Origin of the sequence: Bacillus sp. FSL R5-0447, from assembly GCF_038606125.1 — a bacterium.
In the GTDB taxonomy this organism is placed as follows: domain Bacteria; phylum Bacillota; class Bacilli; order Bacillales; family Bacillaceae; genus Bacillus; species Bacillus velezensis.
Map to the genome: position 1 here is coordinate 3491401 of NZ_CP152012.1, position 18272 is coordinate 3509672.

21 protein-coding genes are annotated in these 18272 nt (G+C 49.4%); 4 read left to right on the forward strand and 17 right to left on the reverse strand.

Features of this window, described 5'->3' with window-relative positions; all coding sequences use genetic code 11:
- Positions 1 to 41: 41 nt before the first annotated feature.
- The 11 genes from NYE68_RS17685 to NYE68_RS17735 all read right to left on the reverse strand — a co-directional run bounded on the left by NYE68_RS17685 (position 42) and on the right by NYE68_RS17735 (position 9877).
- Complete coding sequence (locus NYE68_RS17685; RefSeq protein ID WP_342493983.1) at positions 42 to 674, reverse strand: response regulator transcription factor; 633 nt, start codon at positions 672 to 674, stop codon at positions 42 to 44.
- A complete protein-coding gene (gene liaS / locus NYE68_RS17690; RefSeq protein ID WP_324636406.1) occupies positions 652 to 1734 on the reverse strand; it encodes a two-component system sensor histidine kinase LiaS in 1083 nt (360 codons plus the stop codon). Before liaS ends, NYE68_RS17685 begins: the two co-directional genes overlap by 23 nt.
- Complete coding sequence (gene liaF, locus NYE68_RS17695; RefSeq protein WP_003151794.1) at positions 1731 to 2462, reverse strand: cell wall-active antibiotics response protein LiaF; 732 nt, start codon at positions 2460 to 2462, stop codon at positions 1731 to 1733. Before liaF ends, liaS begins: the two co-directional genes overlap by 4 nt.
- Positions 2463 to 2488: 26 nt before the next feature.
- Positions 2489 to 3358 (reverse strand): DUF4097 domain-containing protein, encoded by an 870-nt coding sequence (locus NYE68_RS17700; RefSeq protein WP_113766701.1) that lies wholly within the window; start codon positions 3356 to 3358, stop codon positions 2489 to 2491.
- Between the two features lie 105 nt (positions 3359 to 3463).
- Positions 3464 to 4141 (reverse strand): PspA/IM30 family protein, encoded by a 678-nt coding sequence (locus NYE68_RS17705; RefSeq protein WP_007410057.1) that lies wholly within the window; start codon positions 4139 to 4141, stop codon positions 3464 to 3466.
- Between the two features lie 13 nt (positions 4142 to 4154).
- Positions 4155 to 4535 carry a protein liaI gene (locus tag NYE68_RS17710; protein WP_007410056.1) on the reverse strand — a complete coding sequence of 127 codons (381 nt, stop codon included), beginning with the start codon at positions 4533 to 4535 and terminating at the stop codon, positions 4155 to 4157.
- 166 nt (positions 4536 to 4701) lie between these two features.
- Positions 4702 to 5970: an MFS transporter gene (locus NYE68_RS17715; RefSeq protein WP_007410055.1), complete on the reverse strand. Its 1269-nt coding sequence runs from the start codon at positions 5968 to 5970 to the stop codon at positions 4702 to 4704.
- A 164-nt stretch (positions 5971 to 6134) separates the two neighbouring features.
- On the reverse strand, positions 6135 to 6704 hold the full coding sequence (locus NYE68_RS17720; RefSeq protein WP_324636403.1) for a cob(I)yrinic acid a,c-diamide adenosyltransferase: 570 nt from the start codon (positions 6702 to 6704) through the stop codon (positions 6135 to 6137).
- Positions 6701 to 7927, reverse strand: coding sequence for an ATP-binding cassette domain-containing protein (locus NYE68_RS17725; protein ID WP_324636402.1), 1227 nt, complete (start codon positions 7925 to 7927; stop codon positions 6701 to 6703). Before NYE68_RS17725 ends, NYE68_RS17720 begins: the two co-directional genes overlap by 4 nt.
- The gene (locus tag NYE68_RS17730) at positions 7924 to 8970 is read right to left on the reverse strand and encodes an iron ABC transporter permease (protein ID WP_031378363.1); all 1047 of its coding nucleotides are present in this window, start codon (positions 8968 to 8970) and stop codon (positions 7924 to 7926) included. The genes NYE68_RS17725 and NYE68_RS17730 overlap by 4 nt, the downstream gene beginning before the upstream one ends.
- Positions 8933 to 9877 carry an ABC transporter substrate-binding protein gene (locus tag NYE68_RS17735; RefSeq protein WP_324636401.1) on the reverse strand — a complete coding sequence of 315 codons (945 nt, stop codon included), beginning with the start codon at positions 9875 to 9877 and terminating at the stop codon, positions 8933 to 8935. Before NYE68_RS17735 ends, NYE68_RS17730 begins: the two co-directional genes overlap by 38 nt.
- Positions 9878 to 10064: 187 nt before the next feature.
- Here NYE68_RS17735 and NYE68_RS17740 point away from each other — a divergent pair, with 187 nt between their 5' ends.
- Positions 10065 to 10856, forward strand: coding sequence for an SDR family oxidoreductase (locus NYE68_RS17740; protein ID WP_012118416.1), 792 nt, complete (start codon positions 10065 to 10067; stop codon positions 10854 to 10856).
- 50 nt (positions 10857 to 10906) lie between these two features.
- Here NYE68_RS17740 and NYE68_RS17745 read toward each other — a convergent pair whose 3' ends face one another.
- The 5 genes from NYE68_RS17745 to NYE68_RS17765 all read right to left on the reverse strand — a co-directional run bounded on the left by NYE68_RS17745 (position 10907) and on the right by NYE68_RS17765 (position 15250).
- A complete protein-coding gene (locus tag NYE68_RS17745; RefSeq protein ID WP_039253895.1) occupies positions 10907 to 11785 on the reverse strand; it encodes an SMP-30/gluconolactonase/LRE family protein in 879 nt (292 codons plus the stop codon).
- Between the two features lie 63 nt (positions 11786 to 11848).
- Positions 11849 to 13591 carry a HAMP domain-containing sensor histidine kinase gene (locus NYE68_RS17750; RefSeq protein WP_031378360.1) on the reverse strand — a complete coding sequence of 581 codons (1743 nt, stop codon included), beginning with the start codon at positions 13589 to 13591 and terminating at the stop codon, positions 11849 to 11851.
- Positions 13588 to 14307 carry a response regulator transcription factor gene (locus NYE68_RS17755; protein WP_031378359.1) on the reverse strand — a complete coding sequence of 240 codons (720 nt, stop codon included), beginning with the start codon at positions 14305 to 14307 and terminating at the stop codon, positions 13588 to 13590. The genes NYE68_RS17750 and NYE68_RS17755 overlap by 4 nt, the downstream gene beginning before the upstream one ends.
- 173 nt (positions 14308 to 14480) lie before the next feature.
- The gene (gene rsoA, locus NYE68_RS17760; RefSeq protein ID WP_003151778.1) at positions 14481 to 14717 is read right to left on the reverse strand and encodes a sigma-O factor regulator RsoA; all 237 of its coding nucleotides are present in this window, start codon (positions 14715 to 14717) and stop codon (positions 14481 to 14483) included.
- Positions 14714 to 15250, reverse strand: a complete 537-nt coding sequence (locus NYE68_RS17765; RefSeq protein ID WP_087920805.1) for a sigma-70 family RNA polymerase sigma factor — start codon at positions 15248 to 15250, stop codon at positions 14714 to 14716. Before NYE68_RS17765 ends, rsoA begins: the two co-directional genes overlap by 4 nt.
- 242 nt (positions 15251 to 15492) lie before the next feature.
- On the opposite strand from NYE68_RS17765, the gene NYE68_RS17770 reads away from it, so the two are divergent.
- The 3 genes from NYE68_RS17770 (at position 15493) to NYE68_RS17780 (ending at position 17415) form a co-directional block, all read left to right on the forward strand.
- Entirely contained in the window at positions 15493 to 15648 is a 156-nt protein-coding gene (locus tag NYE68_RS17770; RefSeq protein WP_012118419.1) for a YvrJ family protein, read from the forward strand.
- A 117-nt stretch (positions 15649 to 15765) separates the two neighbouring features.
- Positions 15766 to 16926: an oxalate decarboxylase family bicupin gene (locus NYE68_RS17775; protein ID WP_251257621.1), complete on the forward strand. Its 1161-nt coding sequence runs from the start codon at positions 15766 to 15768 to the stop codon at positions 16924 to 16926.
- A gap of 66 nt (positions 16927 to 16992) precedes the next feature.
- On the forward strand, positions 16993 to 17415 hold the full coding sequence (locus NYE68_RS17780; RefSeq protein WP_324675324.1) for a YrvL family regulatory protein: 423 nt from the start codon (positions 16993 to 16995) through the stop codon (positions 17413 to 17415).
- Between the two features lie 37 nt (positions 17416 to 17452).
- On the opposite strand, the gene NYE68_RS17785 is transcribed toward NYE68_RS17780, so the two are convergent.
- Positions 17453 to 18256, reverse strand: coding sequence for an ABC transporter ATP-binding protein (locus tag NYE68_RS17785; protein ID WP_015418195.1), 804 nt, complete (start codon positions 18254 to 18256; stop codon positions 17453 to 17455).
- Between the last annotated feature and the right edge of the window lie 16 nt (positions 18257 to 18272).

The following is an 18272-nucleotide window of genomic DNA, read 5'->3' on the forward strand; positions in this document are numbered from 1 at the left end:
CCCTGTCTTCGGGAGAGTGTGCTGGCGCCGCTCTCCTTTTCTTATGTCACGAGATGATTGCGGTGGGCATATACGGCTGCCTGCGTGCGGTCACTGACATCAAGCTTTGACAATATATTCGTAATGTGGGTTTTCACCGTTTTAATCGTAATGAACAGCTCTTCACCAATCTCTTTATTCGTCTTGCCTTCCGCGACGAGACAGAGGATTTCCAGTTCTCTTTTTGTCAGCGTTTCATGCGGAAGCTGATTCTCTGAATGGCGCAGCCTTGACAGCACTTTTCCCGCCACCTTCGATTCAAGCTTCGGTTCGCCCTTGGCAGCCGCTCTGATGGCTTTGGCTATTTCTGCCGCCTTGGACGTTTTCAGCAAATAGCTGAGCGCTCCCGCTTCGATCACCGGATACACTTTGTCGTCATCAATGAAGCTCGTCAGCACGATGATTTTCGGGTCATTGAGTGTCGCGCAGATCTGTTTTGTCGCTTCGATGCCGTCCATGCCGTCCATGACAAGGTCCATTAAAATCACATCCGGCAAAAGCTCTGCGGCCAGATCGACGCCCTGCTGCCCGTCTGATGCTTCACCGGCGACTTCAATGTCCGGCTGTGCTTCTAAAAATGCGGCCAGACCCATCCTGACCATTTCATGATCATCAATCAGTAACACTCGAATCACTGTCGTTCTCTCCTTTTGTTTTCTGGTAAATCGGGACTTTCACGTCGATCTGCGTGCCTTTTCCCTTTACGGAGATAATTTCCGCTATGCCGCCGATTTCACTCGCTCTTTCCTTGATGGAATGCAGGCCGTATGAGGATGCTTTGACTTGATCCATCGTAAAACCCGCCCCGTTATCAATGACTTTAAGCTGCAGCTTTTGATGTTTCGCGCCGAGCCTGACGGTGACCTTGGTCGCCTTTGAATGTCTGAAAACGTTGGAAAGCGCCTCCTGCACGATGCGGAACAGATGGTCTTCAACGCCTTTTGACACACCCGTATCGCTGATGTCCCAGTCAATATCCAGCGGCTGCTTCGCTTTGAACTCTTTTAACAGCTCAATCAGCCCTTCTTTTAAGCCTTTTCCTTCTAAAGTGACGGGCCGCAAATGCAATAGCAGCGCTCTCATCTCGTTTTGCGCTTCCCCCGCCATATGTTCAACCATGCGAATCCGTTTGACGATTTTGTCATCCGCATCTTTCACCTGCTCTAAGACGGCGGATGTCATCATAGAAATGGCAAAGAGCTGCTGGCTGACGGCATCGTGCAGATCGCGCGCCAGCCGCTGGCGTTCTTCAGTGATGACCGATTTTTTCATTTGATCCTGCCATTCCGCCCGTTCGTTGGAGAGCTTTTGCAGCGATGTGACCTGGAGCTCGACCCGCTTGGCCATTTCGTTGAGCTGGTCTGCCGCCAGACCGATTTCATCATCGCCGAGCGGCGGCACCCGATAAGCAAAATTGCCGTTTTCAAATTTCAAAACCGCTTCAATCAGTGTATCCATTCTTGTTTTCAGGCGGCCGCCGTATACATAACCGGAAATCAACCCCGCCGAAAGAGACGCCAAAAGCAGGATGACCACAAACGGAATACCGAACCAGCCGGAAGAAAACAGCAGCATCGGGTCAAGCCCGTAATACAGCAGCATCAGCGTAATAAACACCGCGCAAAGGAGCAGACTGAGTCCCGCGGTCATCCACATGGCGCGCCACTGAATATTGGCGAGTAATTTTTTCCTCATAAATACTTCACATCCACATCGCCGATGAATAACGAAATTGAAATTTTAATCCGCCGCGGCGAGTCGCCGTACTCAGACGATACTTTATACAGATTCGGGCTCATGCCGCTTTTCTTAGAGCCGAGCAGGTTCATATCGCCGATAAAAGCCGATGAACTGACGGACACTTCGATATCCGGCGGGACGTACACATCGACATTGCCGATGACACCGCTGATGGTCATCGTGCTTTCTCCTTCGGGAATCATCGCTTTTGACAAATCAATTTTCACATCGCCGATGAATCCGGAAACATTTAAATCATTCAGCTCAAACGGGTCCTTCATCATCCGGAGCTCGCCGATAAAAAAGCTGCGGAGGTCCGGCTGTCTGCTTTCCGTCTGGGCGGAAGGCTTTGGCTGCTCTTCTTTTTCAAGATTGATTTTCTTCTCTTTATGTTCATACACGCGCTTTCCTTTCAGGAGCCTGTAGCCCGCGTAGATGAGAAAAGCGGCGAAGGCATAGCCGAACAGGTTAAAGGTGGCGCTGAACAGGTTCCTCAAAAATAAAAAAGCGGCGAAGATATACAGGACGGAGCCGAGCCAGCCGCGGGAATATTTATTAAAAATATAACCTGTGATCAGAAAAAAGAGCGGCCAAAACAAGAAGTCGCCGATGCCGATAATACGCAAAAACATGCTGACGCCTAATAAGGCGATGATAAGTCCGAGAATCTGTTTTTTTGCCATCAGCTGCCTGCCCCTCCTTTCCTTGACTATTGCAGTGCAATATTGCCGCTCGTCACTTTTATATCAATCGGCCTGGCGCCGCTGCCTTTCATGCCGGTAAATGCCCCGCCTTCCTTACTCGTTTTCTCAAAGGAATAAGACGGCCGGATCCTTCCGCTTGCCGTCTCGGCGTTCACCGTAAAACTTCCGTCTTTCGGCAGGCTGATCGCTGCGCTGCCGCTCGCAAGCCTGACGGATACGGGAGCATCCGCCGTCTCAAGCGAGGCGTCGACACTGCCGGAAGCGACCCGCACGTCAAGGGCGCCCGACACATGTTGAAGCCCGACATGTCCCGAGGATAAGCGGACAGCCCCCGTTTTTGCCGCAAGGCCTGCTGCTGTGAGATTGCCCGACAGCCCCTTCGCTTCAAACACATCCGTCTTCACGTGCTTCAGCGACATGTTCCCGCTTACAGAACGGACGCCGAGGTGCGCAAGAGACAGCCCCTTGTTTCCGTCAACGGCAATGCTGCCGCTTGATGTATGGACGGTGATGTCCCGATGATAATCATACGGAATGCGGACAATCAGCAGAGGGCGCTGAAAGAGATTCAGAAATTGGAACCCTTTCTCCTTCGCTTTAAGATTGAGGGTCTTTCCCCTGCTTTGGACAAACATTTTCCCCGCCGGTCCCGTCATGTTTGCCGCGATATCATTCCGCGCTTCCGCGATGATTTTTACATCCGTCTGTTCCGATGAAACCGACAGGCTGTTGACGGCACGCGGCGGTATGCTTGCCGATTCCGCTTCTGTTTCGTACAGCGGAAAAAAACGCCCGGCAAACACTTCTTTCACCAAAAACAGACAGCAGATCAGAACGGACGCCGCCATCAGTCCTTTGGCAATCTTACGCTTCATTACGTTCCATCCTTTTTCATTCATTTTATTATAAAGGAAAAGCCGGATAATTGATACGTGCGTATAGGGAAGAGGCGTAAACGCGCCGATCTTCCCTTGTGCACATTATTCATGAGCCGCTTTTTGACGCTCTGTTTTTTCCAGAGAAAGCGAGCGCATTTTTTCAATCTCAGCTTCCACCTCGTCTGAATATTGGGAGCGGCTGTATTCTGTATTCGCCTCAGCTGAAGTGCCGTATTTGACGCGGACTTCCATTTCTTCAATGCGGCTTTCCATTCGAAGGAACTCTCTGTAGGCGCTTTCGCTGTCAATTTTGTCGAAAGAAGCGTTCATATGTTCCTTCGCATTTGCCGCGTTCGCGCGGGCGATGAGCGCCTGTTTTTTATCCTTTACGTCGCGGAGGCGCGTTTCTAAAGTTTCCAGCTGCTCTTTCAGCTCTGCCAGCTGTGTTTTCGCCTGCTCATACGCTTTTTCATGTTCGGCCGCTTTTCCCTCAAGGTATTTCATTTCAGTGAGGGCCTTTTTCGCCAGCTCCTCTTCCCCGGCGTCAAAAGCAAGCTGAGCCTGGTTTTTCCGTTTTGCCGCCGTTTCGGAGGCGTCTTCCTGTTTTTTCTTAAACTGATGGACGATCGTATGCTGTTTGACAATCGTTTGTTTCGCCTTGGCGATGTCACTTTCCATATCACGCACATATTGATTCAGCATGACTTTCGGATTTTCTAATTTATCAAGCCCTTCGTTAACAGATGCGACGAACATATTTCTTATTCTTTTTAAGACCATTTTGTCTTCCTCCTTATTTTTTCTTCAGAAATTCTTCCCATTCAGAGTCAAATCCGGATTGATAGCCCGGTGATGCCGCTTCTGGTTCATACTGGCGGGAAGCGGTGTCTGAGCCGCCCTGTTTCATCATCTTCCACCCGAAATACACCATGGCGCCGGCCAGTCCGATCGCAACGATAAATGGAAGAGAACCGACGAGAATCATAGCCCCGATGACGCCCGCGATGATACCCGATACCGCCCGGCCTTTTGAAAAACGTTTGATTCCCCAGTAAAGCATCAGGCCTCCGATCGCCAGCGGGATGATAAATGCGAAATGGCCTCCTCCGAAAAAGACAGAAAGTCCGAACACAATCAGCAGAAAGCCGCCTGCCGTTTTGCCATTTATATTCATGCAGATCCTCCTTTCGTTTTCCTTGTCTTTACTATAAACAAATCCCGCGGCCGGCAAAACGAGTCAGAGATTGATTTTCATATCAGACCGGAGTCGTATAAGCCCCCGGACCTTCGCATAAAAAAACGCCGCTGCACCGGACGGCGCAGGGCGTTTTACGAAAAATCTATATTCTGATGCTCGCTTCTTTTTCCCTGATGAGATCTGAGCGTTCGGCTTTGGCCAGCTTCGTAAAGAACAATATTCCGAGACCGGACAGGACTTCAACGAGACCGCCGGCGGCAATGACTTTTCCGGGACCGAAGGCGTTAGCCGCATACCCGCAAAGAACCGCGCCGAGCGGAATGGATATGTTTGAGATCATATGGATGACGGCATAGACTTGCGGCTGGTCATCATGGTCCACAGACGTCTGAATAATCGTATATTCCGGCACATTAATCGCGCTGACGGCAGATCCGAACGCAAACGCGGCGAGGAAGACGAGCGGCAGAAAAGTGTTGAGGCCGGTGATGAAAAATGCCGCTCCTTCTATGATTCCCGCTGACACAAACAGGAGACCGTATTTGTTCACCTTCACCTTAGCCAAAATAAAACCCATTAAAAAGGCTCCGCCCGTGCCTGTCGCTTTCAAAAGCGAGTAGATAATCGGCGGCATGTTTAAATCTTCGGCGACATAAACGGCAGAGAGCGCCTCCCACGGAGCGGCCGCAAAATTCATGAAGATACAATAGATGGCGAGCGGGTATAAAATCTGGTGTTTCCTGACAAGAACGAAACCCCGTTTGAGCCTTCCGAAATACGTCCCGCGCTGTCTGACGGCGACTGTATCCTGTTTGGCATGCTGGACTTGGTATGACATAAAGAGTACGAGAAAACCTGATAGAAGATAGAATATAAGAGCGATAAACAAAGAATAAGCGGGACTGATAAATGTTAAGAACACCCCGCTCAGCGTAATGGCGGCAAGCCTGACGATCTGGCCTGATGACTGGATGACCGCATTCGCTTTCTGCAGGCTGTTTTCTCTGACAATATTGGGGATTAATGAGATAGATGCAGGATTATAAGCGGCTCCCGTGGCTGAATGCACAATCATGAGAAGCATGACAAACCATAAAGGAGAAAAACCGTTAAAGTAACAGACCGGAATGATCAACACGACCGCCGCGCGCGTCAGGTCGGAGAAATACATCCAGAATTTCAGCGTATGCTGCTTCATAAAAGGCCCGGTAATCGGCGCCAGCATCGCCTCCGGAAGGAACGTGACCGCAATGAGCAGGGACGTGCCGATCGCGCCTTCCCCGTCAAAAATCAAAAACCACAGAATGGAATTAAAGGCAAAACCGTCGCCTGACAATTTAACCAGCCTTGAGATAAACAGAAGGGTGAAATTTTTATTCCAGATGCTTTCGCTCTTATTATATGTATCCATCTATCAAATCCCCCATTATTTTACAATGTTTCTTATAATATCTCATTTTTTAATTTTTCAGTCAATAATGCATAAGATACATTTTCCTCCTGTCAATAAAGGTTCAATTGATGGATATCTCTATAAAAAAACAGCCGGCTTGCTGATGCCGGCTGAACAAAACGTTATTCATCATCACGGAATACCGCGGCGCTTCTTTCATATTCTATATCCTGAACGCCCTGTCTTGCGTTAATTGCTCTTGCCGCCGCGAAAAAATAATCAGACAGGCGGTTCAAGTAACGCATCACCGTATCATTTATCTCTTCTGTTTTGCCGAGTTTCACGATGAGACGCTCAGCCCGTCTCGTGACGGTCCGCGCGATGTGAAGCTGAGCAGCCGCCTTATGCCCGCCCGGAAGAATAAATTTCTCAAGCGGGGGCGCTTCAGCCGTGTAACGGTCTATACAGTCTTCCAATGCGGAAATAGATGTCTCTCTTAATGCATAGCTTCTATGTTCAGTGACCGTCGCCAAGTCGCCGCCGCAGTCAAACAGCTCATGCTGAATGTTTCGGAGTTCGGCTTTCACATCACTGCAATTCTCACAATCATCAAGCTCCGCAAGCGCCAGCCCGATAAAGCTGTTCAGCTCATCAATCGTCCCGTAGCTTTCAACCCGCAGACTGTCTTTATCCGTTCTGCCGCCGATTAGGCTTGTCTGTCCTTTATCGCCGGTTTTTGTATACAGCTTCATCGTTGTATTCCTCCTTCTTCCGCCGCTTTTACACATGCCGCAGTTCCTCTTCTGACGGCTCTTTCCGCGTGAGGGACGTCCATCTCCTCTCCTGTCTGCAAGGCGCAAATGACAATGTCGCCTTTTGCCTGTCTGCCGGAAAGAGCCTGCATTCTCGCTTCAGCCGCTGCCGTTAACAGCCGTACAAATCCCTGTTCCGATAAACGTCCGCTGGTCAGCACCCAAACGGTATGCTGCGCAGTCACGGCAATTGTGACCGAATCAAACGTACGGCAGATCAAACCAGCGGCCGCTGAGCCGGAAAGCCGGCGGCTCCACGAAAAGCCCGGGCCGTCAGATGCGGTTGACAACATTCTGAACGGCCGTTCTGTATGAAGCGTTACGGTATTTCCGCTTTTGTTTATCAAAGAGGCGAACGGAACGTTGACAGGCTCTCTTTCCTCCTGCGCTTCCGGCATGAAAGCGATCAGCGGTTTCGGCGACGATTGCTGGGCAACAGCGCTGACGGTGATGCCGTAAATGTCTTCAATCGTCTCTTTTTTCAAAGCCTGATCCGGCGTCTGCTTCAGAAAAGCGCGTCCGTCTTTCATCATCAGGAGCTGATCACAATATTGGCCTGCGGCGTTTAGGTCGTGAAAAATACTGATGACCGTCAGGCCTCTTTCTCTCGTCAGCCGCTTCACCGTATCAAGCAGGTCTTTCTGATATTTGAGATCAAGAAAGGTCGTCGGCTCATCCAGACACAGCACCTCAGGCTGCTGAGCCAGCGCCTGCGCCAGATAGACGCGCTGCCGCTCTCCGCCGCTCAGATTGCGGACGGATTGCTGCGCATATCGGTCGATGCCCGTCATTTCCATCGCTTCCCGGACAATGTCTTCGTCATGTTGATCCATCTGTCTGAAGAGTCCTTTTTGATACGGGTATCTGCCGAAGGACACTGCTTCCTTAACGGTAAATGTAAAAGCTTGCTCCGTATGCTGCGGCAAAACGGCCATGATTTTCGCAAGTTCCCGCGGCTTGTATCCGCCGACGGGCCTGCCTGCTACGAGCACCTCGCCTTTTGACGGAGAGAGTATTCCCGTCAGCAATTTCATCAGCGTTGTTTTTCCCGAGCCGTTCGGACCGAGTATGCCGACAAATTCACCTTTTCCGGCGGTAAAGCTGACATCTTCCACAATCATCCGGCCTCCGTACCCGCCGGACAGGCTGCTCACCCTGATCATAAGCGTTTCCCTCCATGATGCTGGCGAAGCAGAATCAAGGCAAACACAGGCGCTCCCGCCAAAGCCGTCATAATGCCGATCGGCAATTCGACAGGCTCAATGACGGTGCGGGAAAACAAATCCGCCAAAATGAGAAAACCGGCGCCCGTCAATGCTGACAGCGGCAGTAAATGGCGATGATCCGTTCCCCATAAAAGCCGTGTCACGTGAGGAATGACAAGGCCGACAAATCCGATCGTCCCCGAGACGGCAACCGCTCCTCCCGTCAGCAGAGATCCGGCGGCGATCATCAGCCATTTTCTTTTTCCCGTACTGACGCCTAACAGCCTTGCCTTTTCTTCTCCATAAGTCATAATGTTTAATTCTCTGCCATTGATAAGCAGAAGCGCCGTCCCGGCCAGAAAAAAAGGCAGAAACAGCGCGACATAGCCCCAGCCCCTCATTGACACGCTTCCTAACAGCCAGCGGACAATCGGGAGCAGATCATTGCCCGTTAAAGCGATCACAAGCGATATGAGAGCCCCGAGAAAAGAATTCATGATGATGCCTGTCAAAATGAGCGTCGAAACCGACATCGACGCATGAACGAGGCGGCTGAAAAACAGAACCGCCGCCATGACCGCAATGGCTGCGGCGATGCTGACAACCGGTAGTGTGAACCGGCCGATGACGGGAATCTGAATGCCGAAAAACAAGGTGATAACGGCTCCCGCCGAGGCTCCCGAAGATATCCCGAGTGTATAAGGGTCGGCGAGCGGATTTTTCAGAAGTCCCTGAAACGCCGCTCCCGCAATGGATAACGCGGCTCCGACAAGAGCAGCCAGAACGACTCTCGGCAGGCGGATATTCATCATAATATTTACATTCATAGGGTCAGCCGAGGATGTCCGGCCGATCCCGATCCAAAAAACGTCGGATAAAGGAATATGCAGACTGCCGATTGAAATGCCGAGTGCCGTACAAACGGCTAAAAACAGCAGGCTGACCGTGTAGGCCAGCGGCCGGTTACTTTTTAAACGTTTCAGGATAAACGCTTTCTGCAAGCTTCTCGACCCCTTTGGCAAGGCGCGGGCCTGAGCGTGTGACAAGGTCGGGATCAACAGAATAGACATTGTGGTGTTTGACCGCATTGACGGCACCCCAGCCGGCGCGTTTTTCCACTTCAGCGGCCTTTACGCCGTCTGTCGTAATGATGACGTCCGGATTCATTTTGACAATCGCTTCATCTGTCAATTGCACCCAGCCGGTCTGGCTGCCGGCAGCATTTTTCGCGTGTATATCTTTAAGCATTTCGTTCATAAACGTGCCTTTCCCCGTCGTGTAGCCGTCAGGAGACACTTCGACGAATACTTTCTTTTCGTCTTTTTCAGAAATGGCCGCCGCTTTCTTTTCTATGCCGGAAAGGTCGGATTTCATCGATTTGATCAGCTTATCCGCCTGCTTTTCTTTGCCGGCCGCTTTTCCGATCATGCTGATTGATTTGTACACGTCTTGGAACGATTGCGCATCATTGACCGTTAAGACGGTGATGCCCGCATCTTTCAGCTGCTTCATCGCATCGGCGGAAGCGGACATAGAGGACGCGTGGGCAAGCACGAGATCCGGCTTCAGCGCGATGACTTTTTCAGCGTTCACATTCATATCTCCGACTTTCGGTTTTTTTACCGCTTCTTTCGGATATGTATCATTTGTCGTGACGCCTGCGACCTTATCTCCCAGTCCGAGCGCGTATGTAATTTCCGTATTGCTCGGCATGAGGGAAACGATTTTTTCCGGTGCCTGCTTTATGGTTACTTTTTCGTTCGCGGCATCCTTAATGGTTACCGGGAATGCTTCGGTTGAGACGGCTTTTTGTTTGGCCGCGCTTCCTTCTTCCTGTGCGCCGGAACAGCCGGCGATCACAAAGGCGGTGACCAAGAGCGCCGCCCAGACGGCAGTGATCTTCTTCATTCTTTTAACTCCCCCTGATTATGGTAAACGATTGTCTCTTTGACATTCGTATCCTTTTTTCGCAGTAATTATACTATAAGTCTTTAAGGCTTGTATATCTGGCCTTTTTGCATGAAAGCAAATTGTTCGTACACACTAAAATTCATCATGTATACTGTTACACAATGGTGTAAAAAGGAGGATTATCATGGAATTACAGCTTGAACGAAAGCTCGTGTTGATTACAGGATCAACCTCAGGCATCGGAAAAGCCGCGGCAAAAAGCTTTTTAGCCGAAGGCGCCGAGGTGATTATAAACGGAAGAAAAAAAGAAACTGTGGAACGGACGGTTGAGGAGCTTTCCGCTTACGGAACGGTCCACGGCATCGCTGCGGATTTATCGCGTCAGGATGAGGCGGATGACTTGATAAAGCGCGCCGGCGGAATCGGGGAAGTCGATATTCTCGTCAATAATCTCGGTTTTTTTGAAGTAAAAGACTTCGCTGAGGTATCTGATGACGAATGGACTCGATATTTTGAAGTGAATGTTATGAGCGCCGTGCGCCTGTGCCGGCGTTTTCTGCCGCAAATGCTCGAGAGAAACAGCGGACGGATTCTGAACATCTCCAGTGAAGCCGGTGTCAAACCGCTTGCGCAAATGATTCCGTATTCAATGACGAAAACGGCGTTAATCAGCTTGTCCCGGGGAATGGCGGAAATGACGAAAGGCACAAATGTCACGGTCAACTCCGTGCTGCCGGGACCGACATGGACCGAAGGCGTCGCTTCTTACATGGAAGGAGCCGCAAAGGCTGCCGGAGAAGACACAGACAGCTTCGTCCGGGATTATTTTAAAGTGAATGAGCCGACATCTTTGATTCAGCGCTATGCAACCCCGGAAGAAGTCGCCAATACGATTGTATTTCTCGCTTCATCAGCGGCTTCTGCCATTAATGGCACCGCACAGCGGGTTGAAGGCGGCATCATCCGCTCCATTTAACACAAAAAAGCCCGGCACAATGGAACTTCCCCATATGCCAGGGCTTTTTTTTACACCATGCCTGCAAACGGAACCGGCTCCCAGCCGCCCGTCTCAAGCTCTGCTGAAAACAGGCCGCCCGCATGCGGCTGCTCAAGTCTTTCGGCTTCCGTCAATTTTTCCGTCGCGGTCGTAATGTATAACGTGTTCAAGTCTCTGCCTCCGAACGCGCAGCAGGTGACGTATTTCGCCGGAACTTCGATAGATGCAATTTCCTTATGCAAAAACGGGTCAATCCGGACGGCACGGCCGCCTCCGAACAGAGCCACCCACAGCATTCCGTCACGGTCAATGGTCATTCCGTCGGGAGATCCTTGCGACTCCGGAAAGCGGTAGACCGTTTTCGGATCTGATACGGCTCCGGTTTCAGGATCATATGAATAACAGACGATTTCCTGCGTCGGAGTATCGATATAGTACATCAGGTTTCGGTCCCGATCCCAATCCAAACCGTTCGAGGTGGAGACCTGGTCTTTTATTTTGGCAAGGCTGCCGTCCGTATTCAGACGGTACAGCGAAGCCTCCTCTTCTTTGCCTTCCATGCTCGTCGTTCCCGCCCATAATCTGCCGGACGGGTCGCATTTTGCGTCATTGAAACGGATATCTTCCCGCATGTCTTTCGGCTGCTTCATCTTCGTCAATGTGTCTTCCCGAAGATTGTACAGGTAAAACCCGTCTTTCATCGTCATCACCAGCTCTTCCTTTGAATATAAGGCCAGAGCCGTGACAAATGATTTGAATTTAACGGAGCGGTTGATTCCGTCAGCCGGAGTGAAGATATGCAGCTGGCTGCCCAGTATATCCACCCAGTACAGGCATTGCTTATCCTTGTCCCATAAAGGGCCTTCTCCGATAACTGCTCTCGTATCTGCTCGTAATGCTGCTTCCATATGTGAACACCTCTTTTGCTTGTCAGTCTTCTATTGTTATTCCCGACAAAGCGGCGTCCAAACTTAATCTTTTTTAAAAAGAATCGTAATCACCGTTCCGGCGCTGATTCTGCTGTTGACATGGATGGTTCCGTTATGAAGGTGTACCAGCTCCTTGGCAATGGCGAGTCCGAGTCCCGTTCCTTCTGACGGTCCCTTCGTATTCGTTCCCCGGTAATAACGGTTAAACAGCTGGTGAATCGTTTCATCGTCCATTCCTCTTCCGTTATCTTTCACTTTCAGAATGAGCTGTTCGGCTGATTCCTCAAGCACGACCCGAATGGCGGTCCCTTTCTTATTATGCTTAACCGCGTTTGCCAGCAGATTCTCCAGAATACGGCGGAACCACGCTTCATCAATGGCGAAAAGAATGTCTTCCTTTTTGGTTTCAAAGGCGATGTCATAGCCTTCCGAGAACGTGTTTTTCGTGAAATCGTTCGTGACGTTTCTGATAAACGGCACGACGTTGATAAGCCGCCGTTCGATCGGGAGGGCCGCGTTTTTGAGGCGGTATGTTAAGTTTAAGTCCTCAATCAGCTTCGACATATATTCTGATTTTTCCCGGACGATCTGTCCCATTTCTTTGACTTCTTCCGGGGTCCAGTCGTATTGCTGCGATTCGAGCATCATGCTGTAGCCGTAAATCGTGCTCAGCGGGGTTTTTAAGTCATGGCTCAGCCCGGCGATCCATTCTTCCCTTGTCGCCTGGATTTTTTCTCTGTTTTTCTTATCCCGCTTCAGCGTGTCTGTCAGCTGATCCATCGATTCGAAAATCTCGGCGAAAAAGCGGAACGGCTGTTTTGTTTTGCCTTTTTTGTTTTTGCTGACCGGCTGTCCTTTGCGGTTCTTCGGCTCTTCAAGCCGGCCCTTTGATAAATTGACAAGCCATTTGATGGTATGAAACAGCGGCCAGCCGAAACGGAAAGAGTACCAGATGGTCAAGATGCAGATCATAAATACTAAGATTCCGATCAAGAGGAAGAGGGTTTTCATCACATTTCTCAAAAATGATTTGTTAAACTCGTGATCGGGGATGTACACGGGGTTCGGCACCGACGCGACCATCCATTTCGTTTTATCTAGTCTTTTAAAAGAAATTTCCCGTTTGTAATTCCACGGCTTGGAACTGTATTTCAGCAATTCAAGCTCATTGACGGTGTTCCGTTCTTTTTTCGTGCTGTTGATATCCCCGAGCAGTCTGCCTCTGTCTTCGAGAAGGTAGACCGCCCCTTTTTCCCGTTTAATATAATCAACCGTGCTTTTTTTATATTGAGAAAGGGAAGCAAGGGATGGCTCCTGTGATTCGATGTAAGTGAGAAGCTGCTCACTGGCGGATTTCCAGCCGAACAGAATCAAATAGGTCTCATCATTTATCGTGACCGTCCAGTAATTCAGCTTGTAGTTGTCAAAATTCCGGTACTGGTAAATGGATAAGAGATCTTTTCTGCTGTAATGGCTCGGGACGTCTTTCGGCACTCTGTACGCGTAGTCCGTTTTTTCATTGTCATTAATGATCTGCAGCCAGCCCTTCTGCTTTCGGACCGACATCTTTAAAAACTCATCGACATCCCATGTGCCGTCTTCGTTTTTATCAAGCCACGCTTCAAACGAGTCCGCGGTCGCTTTGGTCAGTCCCGCATTGGCTTCCGCTTCGCTGAAACGCCAATCCAAATAGAAGAAAGAAGCGACGGCCAAAACGGACATCAGCAGGATGACAAGCAGCAGCTGTCCGAAAAAGTGGAGCAGAAATTTTCCGCGCATTCTCATGAGCGGGTTCCTTTGTCTCCTTGATCGGGAATAAACCGATAACCGAGGCCGCGCACCGTTACAATATAAGACGGATTGCTGGGGTCTTTTTCAATTTTTTCTCTGAGCTTGCGGATATGCACCATGACGGTGTTGTTGTCGCCGTAAGACGGATATCCCCATACTTTTTCATAGATCTGATCTTTTGAGAGCACCACATCAGGGTGTTCACAGAAATATTGAAGCAATTGCAGAAGCTGTGCGGAGCAGCTGACGGGCTCTCCCCCGACGATCAGCTCGGCGTTTTGCGGTGAATAGGAAAAATGACTGTATGAATACGTCTTTACCGCCGTTTTCTCTTCGCGCTTATAGGTTCTCTTTAACGTCGCTCTGATCCGCGCCGCCAATTCGAGCGGATTAAACGGCTTTGTTATATAATCGTCAGCTCCCAATGCAAATCCTGACAGCTTATCCGCATCAGAAGAACGGGCGGTCAGAAAAAAGATCGGAGCGTCGGTATAGTTCCGGATTTCGGTGCATGCTTCAAAACCGGACATGCCTTCCATCATCACATCCAGCACGAGCAGATCCGCGGTTTCATGTTTAACAAACTCGATCGCTTCCTCAGCGCTTCCGGCTGTCTTAATGTTGTGATAGCCTTCTTTGACGAGAACGCGTTTGACCATATCAACGATCGCCTTCTCATCGTCTACAATTAAAATTGACGCATTTTCCACCTTGGACGTTCCTTTCTCTTTGTTTTTTTCATCATATCATTATATGGATAAGATTTGGTACCTTTTTAGTGCGGAGGTCTTGCGGGGAAACAGAAAAGAAAAACGAGACCGGACATCTCTTCTCGTTTTTCTCACGTTGTCAGAGCGGAATATCCATCATTCCGCCGCTTTTGTCAGGAGCTTTCATTTATAAGATGAAGTATAAATTCCCAAAAACCCGGCACTTCCTGGCATAACAGCATGTCCGCTTTTTCAACGATTTTAATCTTCAATTCTTGTTCAAGATCTTCTCTTTCCTGGTATGATGTATTGCTCAGTTTTTTTTTTATCATTGGCGAAAAACGCGAAATCAAAAGTTCCATTTCGTCGGTATCTGTGTTCTCTTTGTTGAAGTCAAATGGCCCGTTCACTGCTTATTTTCCCCCTTTTTTTGCTTGTCCAGCTGCTTTCTGAGATTGTCGAGCCCTTTTTTATGAATATTGGAAATGTTCTGCCGTGATTCACCCAGCGACTCGGCAATCTCCTTCATCGTCGCTCCGTGAAGATAAATATTCGTCAGCACGCTTTTTTGTTTATCGGTTAACGTCTGAAGCGCTTCGTATAAATCACGGTTTTGGACATGCTGGCTCAAATCCCCCTGCTTCCGCAGAAACTCTTCATATGCGTCTTTTCCCATTTCATAGGGAAGCGCTTCACCTCCCTCCGGCTGATCCACCGTCAGCGGATAGCGCTTCTGATTTTTACGGATGCGCTTGTCAAAATCGATGGAGAAAATCCGGATCATAGAGTTCATATATTTGATGATCCGGATTTCCTTATAAAACTGTTTAAAATGGTCGTCCAGTGATTTTGCATCCTTCTCGTCTGAATGTTCCAGCACATTTTTAAATTTCTCGTAATGCTTTGGGTCACTTAAAAAATGTTTAACGATCGGATGTTTCATAATTTCCTTGCATTTTGACCGTAAAAGAACTTGATAGTCCATAAAACCGCCCCCTATTTAAATTAAATGAAAGAAAGCAAAAAAAAGTAAACTACTCCTTTCCGACTAAGATTCCGCACTCCTTATGTCCCGGATTTGCCGGAACAAAAAAAAGACCCTCAACCGGGATATCAGGTTTACAGGAGCCGCTCTTTCTTTCACTTATATACATGACTGCAGGTCAAGTCAGGAGGTGGCTGATAATGGATCAAGTTTTTATAGAAGAAGCGGTCAGACAGATCGGCAATCTCGGCTTTCCGGCTCTGATTGCCATGTATCTTCTCACACGGTTTGAGAAGAAGTTTGACGCCCTGATCGAACTGATGACGGAACTGAAAGATCAGAAAATGAAAAATTAATTTTCACACGAAGTTGACTTTTCATCGGAACGCATCACTTAACAAAGCAGAAGGGAAAACGAAAGGCCTTTCACATTCTCTTTCTGAAAAAACAAAGCTTGAGAGGAGACGATTTACATGTCAAAAGAAAACAACTGCAATATCCCGCAGCCGATCAGAGGAGACAAAGGGGCGACCGTCACGATTCCGCGCAACCTTGAAAGAGACCGCCAAAATCCGGATATGCTGACGCCGCCGGAAACGGATCACGGCACAGTGGATAATATGAAATTCTCTTTCTCAGATGTGCACAACCGGCTGGAAAAGGGCGGATACGCGCGTGAGGTGACCGTTCGCGAGCTGCCGATTTCTGAGAATCTGGCATCTGTCAACATGCGTTTAAAACCGGGCGCCATCCGTGAGCTGCACTGGCATAAAGAAGCGGAATGGGCATATATGCTGACGGGCAAAGCGCGGGTCACGATTGTTGATGAACAGGGACGCAGTTTTATCGATGACGTGAAGGAAGGAGATCTGTGGTACTTCCCGTCAGGCCTGCCGCACTCCATTCAGGCGCTGAAAGAAGGCTGTGAATTCCTCTTGGTTTTTGATGACGGTTCTTTCTCAGAAAACAGCACATTCCAAGTGACTGACTGGCTTGCCCACACACCGCTTGATGTCATTGCCAACAACTTCGGGGTTTCAGAAAAAGACCTCGCCGGCCTGCCCGGGAAAGAAAAATATATCTTTGAAGAGCCGGTTCCCGGGAAGCTGAAAGATGACATTGTGGAAGGCCCGAACGGTGAAGTGCCTTATCCGTTCACTTACCGCCTGCTGGATGAAGGTCCGACTGCTGAGACGGATGGCGGCAAAGTATATATCGCGGATTCCACAAACTTCAAAGTGTCCAAAACGATCGCTTCAGCGCTTGTCGTGGTCGAACCGGGCGCAATGAGAGAGCTGCACTGGCATCCGAACACGCATGAATGGCAGTATTATATTTCCGGTAAAGGGCGGATGACGGTTTTTGCATCGGACGGCCATGCAAGAACATTTAACTATCAGGCCGGGGATGTCGGTTACGTTCCGTTCGCAATGGGCCACTATGTGGAGAATTGGGGAGATGAGCCGCTCGTCTTCCTGGAAATCTTCAAGGATGACCACTATGCCGATGTGTCCCTGAACCAATGGCTTGCCATGCTTCCTGAGAAATTCGTCCAGCAGCATCTGGATCTGGGCAAAGACTTTACGGATATTCTTTCGAAAGAGAAACACCCTGTCGTCAAAAAGAAATGCTGAAGATACACACCGACTTGCAGAGTTCCGTCTCTGCAAGTCTCCTCTGTGTGAAAAGGAGCTGAACAGATGATCAATCAAAACGGGACGAAAATGTTTTTTCTTCAGGTGCTCCGGTATGCCCTGGCAGCCGCTGCCGTATTATTCGGGTATTTTATCGTGATGATGGCTGTATTTTCATTAGCCGGGACGAGCTACGGATCGATGGCGTACGTCCTGCTTTTTTCCATGCTTTTTATTTTTCTCGGTTTATGTTTTGAACCGCTTGAGCGGCTGATGATACATAGCTTTACCTTTTTTGGGACGGGCAGGCTGCCTTTTCTCCTTTTAGCCAGCACCGTTCAGCTGCTGTTCCTCTGGATGACCGCGTATACGACGGATAAACTGATTGAAAAGATTTGGCTGTCAACGACGGAGGAGCTGATTGTGGCGGGGGTTTTTTTCGTTTTGGATAAATGCGTCTCCGGACAAAAGCAGCCCCGGGCGCAATAAAAAAACGCAGGCCGGAATGGCTCTGCGTTTTTTTTCATCATACCGTTGCGCTTTCATGCCGGATTAAATCGTAGGTTAAGCAGACCGGTTTGTTCGTGCGCGGATCTTTTACAATCTGTGCGTCAATTTGAAAAACGTCTTTCAATATGCCGGGAGTCATGACTTCCTCCGCCGTTCCTTCCTTGATGACGCGCCCTTTTTTCAGGGCGATCATGTAATGGGAAAAACGGGCGGCATGGTTCAGATCATGAATGACCATTAAGATGGTGCGGCCCTGCTCCTTGTTTAATTTGTCCAGCAGCTGCAAAATTTCAAGCTGATGGGCGAGATCTAAATAAGTGGTCGGTTCATCAAGAAGCAGCAGCTCCGTTTCTTGAGCGAGCGCCATGGCGATCCACACACGCTGCCGCTGCCCCCCGGAAAGCGCTTCGATCGGCCGGTCGTAAAATTCGGCCATCCCCGTCTCTTCCAGCGCCCATTTGATCATGTCACGGTCTTTATCACTCAAACGGCCCATTCCGGACTGATGCGGAAACCTGCCGTAAGAAACAAGTTCGTACACCGTCAGCCCGCTCGGCGCTTCAGGCGTCTGCGGAAGAATTGCCATTTCCTTGGCGATGTCTTTCGTGGATTTTTGCATGATCGCCTGTCCGTTTAAATAGACGGCGCCGGATTTCGGTTTCATGATTCTTGACATCGTTTTGAGAACCGTCGATTTTCCGCAGCCGTTCGGACCGATCAGTGTTGTAATTTTTCCTTTCGGGATGGCGATATCCAATTCTTTCGCTATCAAACGGTCGCCATAACCGACAGTAAGCTGTTCCGCCGATAATGAGTTCATCGCGGCAGTCTCCTTC

Excerpts from the sequence above, each read along its gene's own strand:
- liaS (WP_324636406.1), bottom strand. The coding sequence starts at position 1,734 with ATGAGGAAAAAATTACTCGCCAATATTCAGTGGCGCGCCATGTGGATG.
- liaF (WP_003151794.1), bottom strand. The coding sequence starts at position 2,462 with ATGGCAAAAAAACAGATTCTCGGACTTATCATCGCCTTATTAGGCGTC.
- NYE68_RS17700 (WP_113766701.1), bottom strand. The coding sequence starts at position 3,358 with ATGAAGCGTAAGATTGCCAAAGGACTGATGGCGGCGTCCGTTCTGATC.
- NYE68_RS17705 (WP_007410057.1), bottom strand. The coding sequence starts at position 4,141 with ATGGTCTTAAAAAGAATAAGAAATATGTTCGTCGCATCTGTTAACGAA.
- NYE68_RS17710 (WP_007410056.1), bottom strand. The coding sequence starts at position 4,535 with ATGAATATAAATGGCAAAACGGCAGGCGGCTTTCTGCTGATTGTGTTC.
- NYE68_RS17715 (WP_007410055.1), bottom strand. The coding sequence starts at position 5,970 with ATGGATACATATAATAAGAGCGAAAGCATCTGGAATAAAAATTTCACC.
- NYE68_RS17720 (WP_324636403.1), bottom strand. The coding sequence starts at position 6,704 with ATGAAGCTGTATACAAAAACCGGCGATAAAGGACAGACAAGCCTAATC.
- NYE68_RS17725 (WP_324636402.1), bottom strand. The coding sequence starts at position 7,927 with ATGATCAGGGTGAGCAGCCTGTCCGGCGGGTACGGAGGCCGGATGATT.
- NYE68_RS17735 (WP_324636401.1), bottom strand. The coding sequence starts at position 9,877 with ATGAAGAAGATCACTGCCGTCTGGGCGGCGCTCTTGGTCACCGCCTTT.
- NYE68_RS17740 (WP_012118416.1), top strand. The coding sequence starts at position 10,065 with ATGGAATTACAGCTTGAACGAAAGCTCGTGTTGATTACAGGATCAACC.
- NYE68_RS17745 (WP_039253895.1), bottom strand. The coding sequence starts at position 11,785 with ATGGAAGCAGCATTACGAGCAGATACGAGAGCAGTTATCGGAGAAGGC.
- NYE68_RS17750 (WP_031378360.1), bottom strand. The coding sequence starts at position 13,591 with ATGAGAATGCGCGGAAAATTTCTGCTCCACTTTTTCGGACAGCTGCTG.
- NYE68_RS17765 (WP_087920805.1), bottom strand. The coding sequence starts at position 15,250 with ATGAAACATCCGATCGTTAAACATTTTTTAAGTGACCCAAAGCATTAC.
- NYE68_RS17770 (WP_012118419.1), top strand. The coding sequence starts at position 15,493 with ATGGATCAAGTTTTTATAGAAGAAGCGGTCAGACAGATCGGCAATCTC.
- NYE68_RS17775 (WP_251257621.1), top strand. The coding sequence starts at position 15,766 with ATGTCAAAAGAAAACAACTGCAATATCCCGCAGCCGATCAGAGGAGAC.
- NYE68_RS17780 (WP_324675324.1), top strand. The coding sequence starts at position 16,993 with ATGATCAATCAAAACGGGACGAAAATGTTTTTTCTTCAGGTGCTCCGG.
- NYE68_RS17785 (WP_015418195.1), bottom strand. The coding sequence starts at position 18,256 with ATGAACTCATTATCGGCGGAACAGCTTACTGTCGGTTATGGCGACCGT.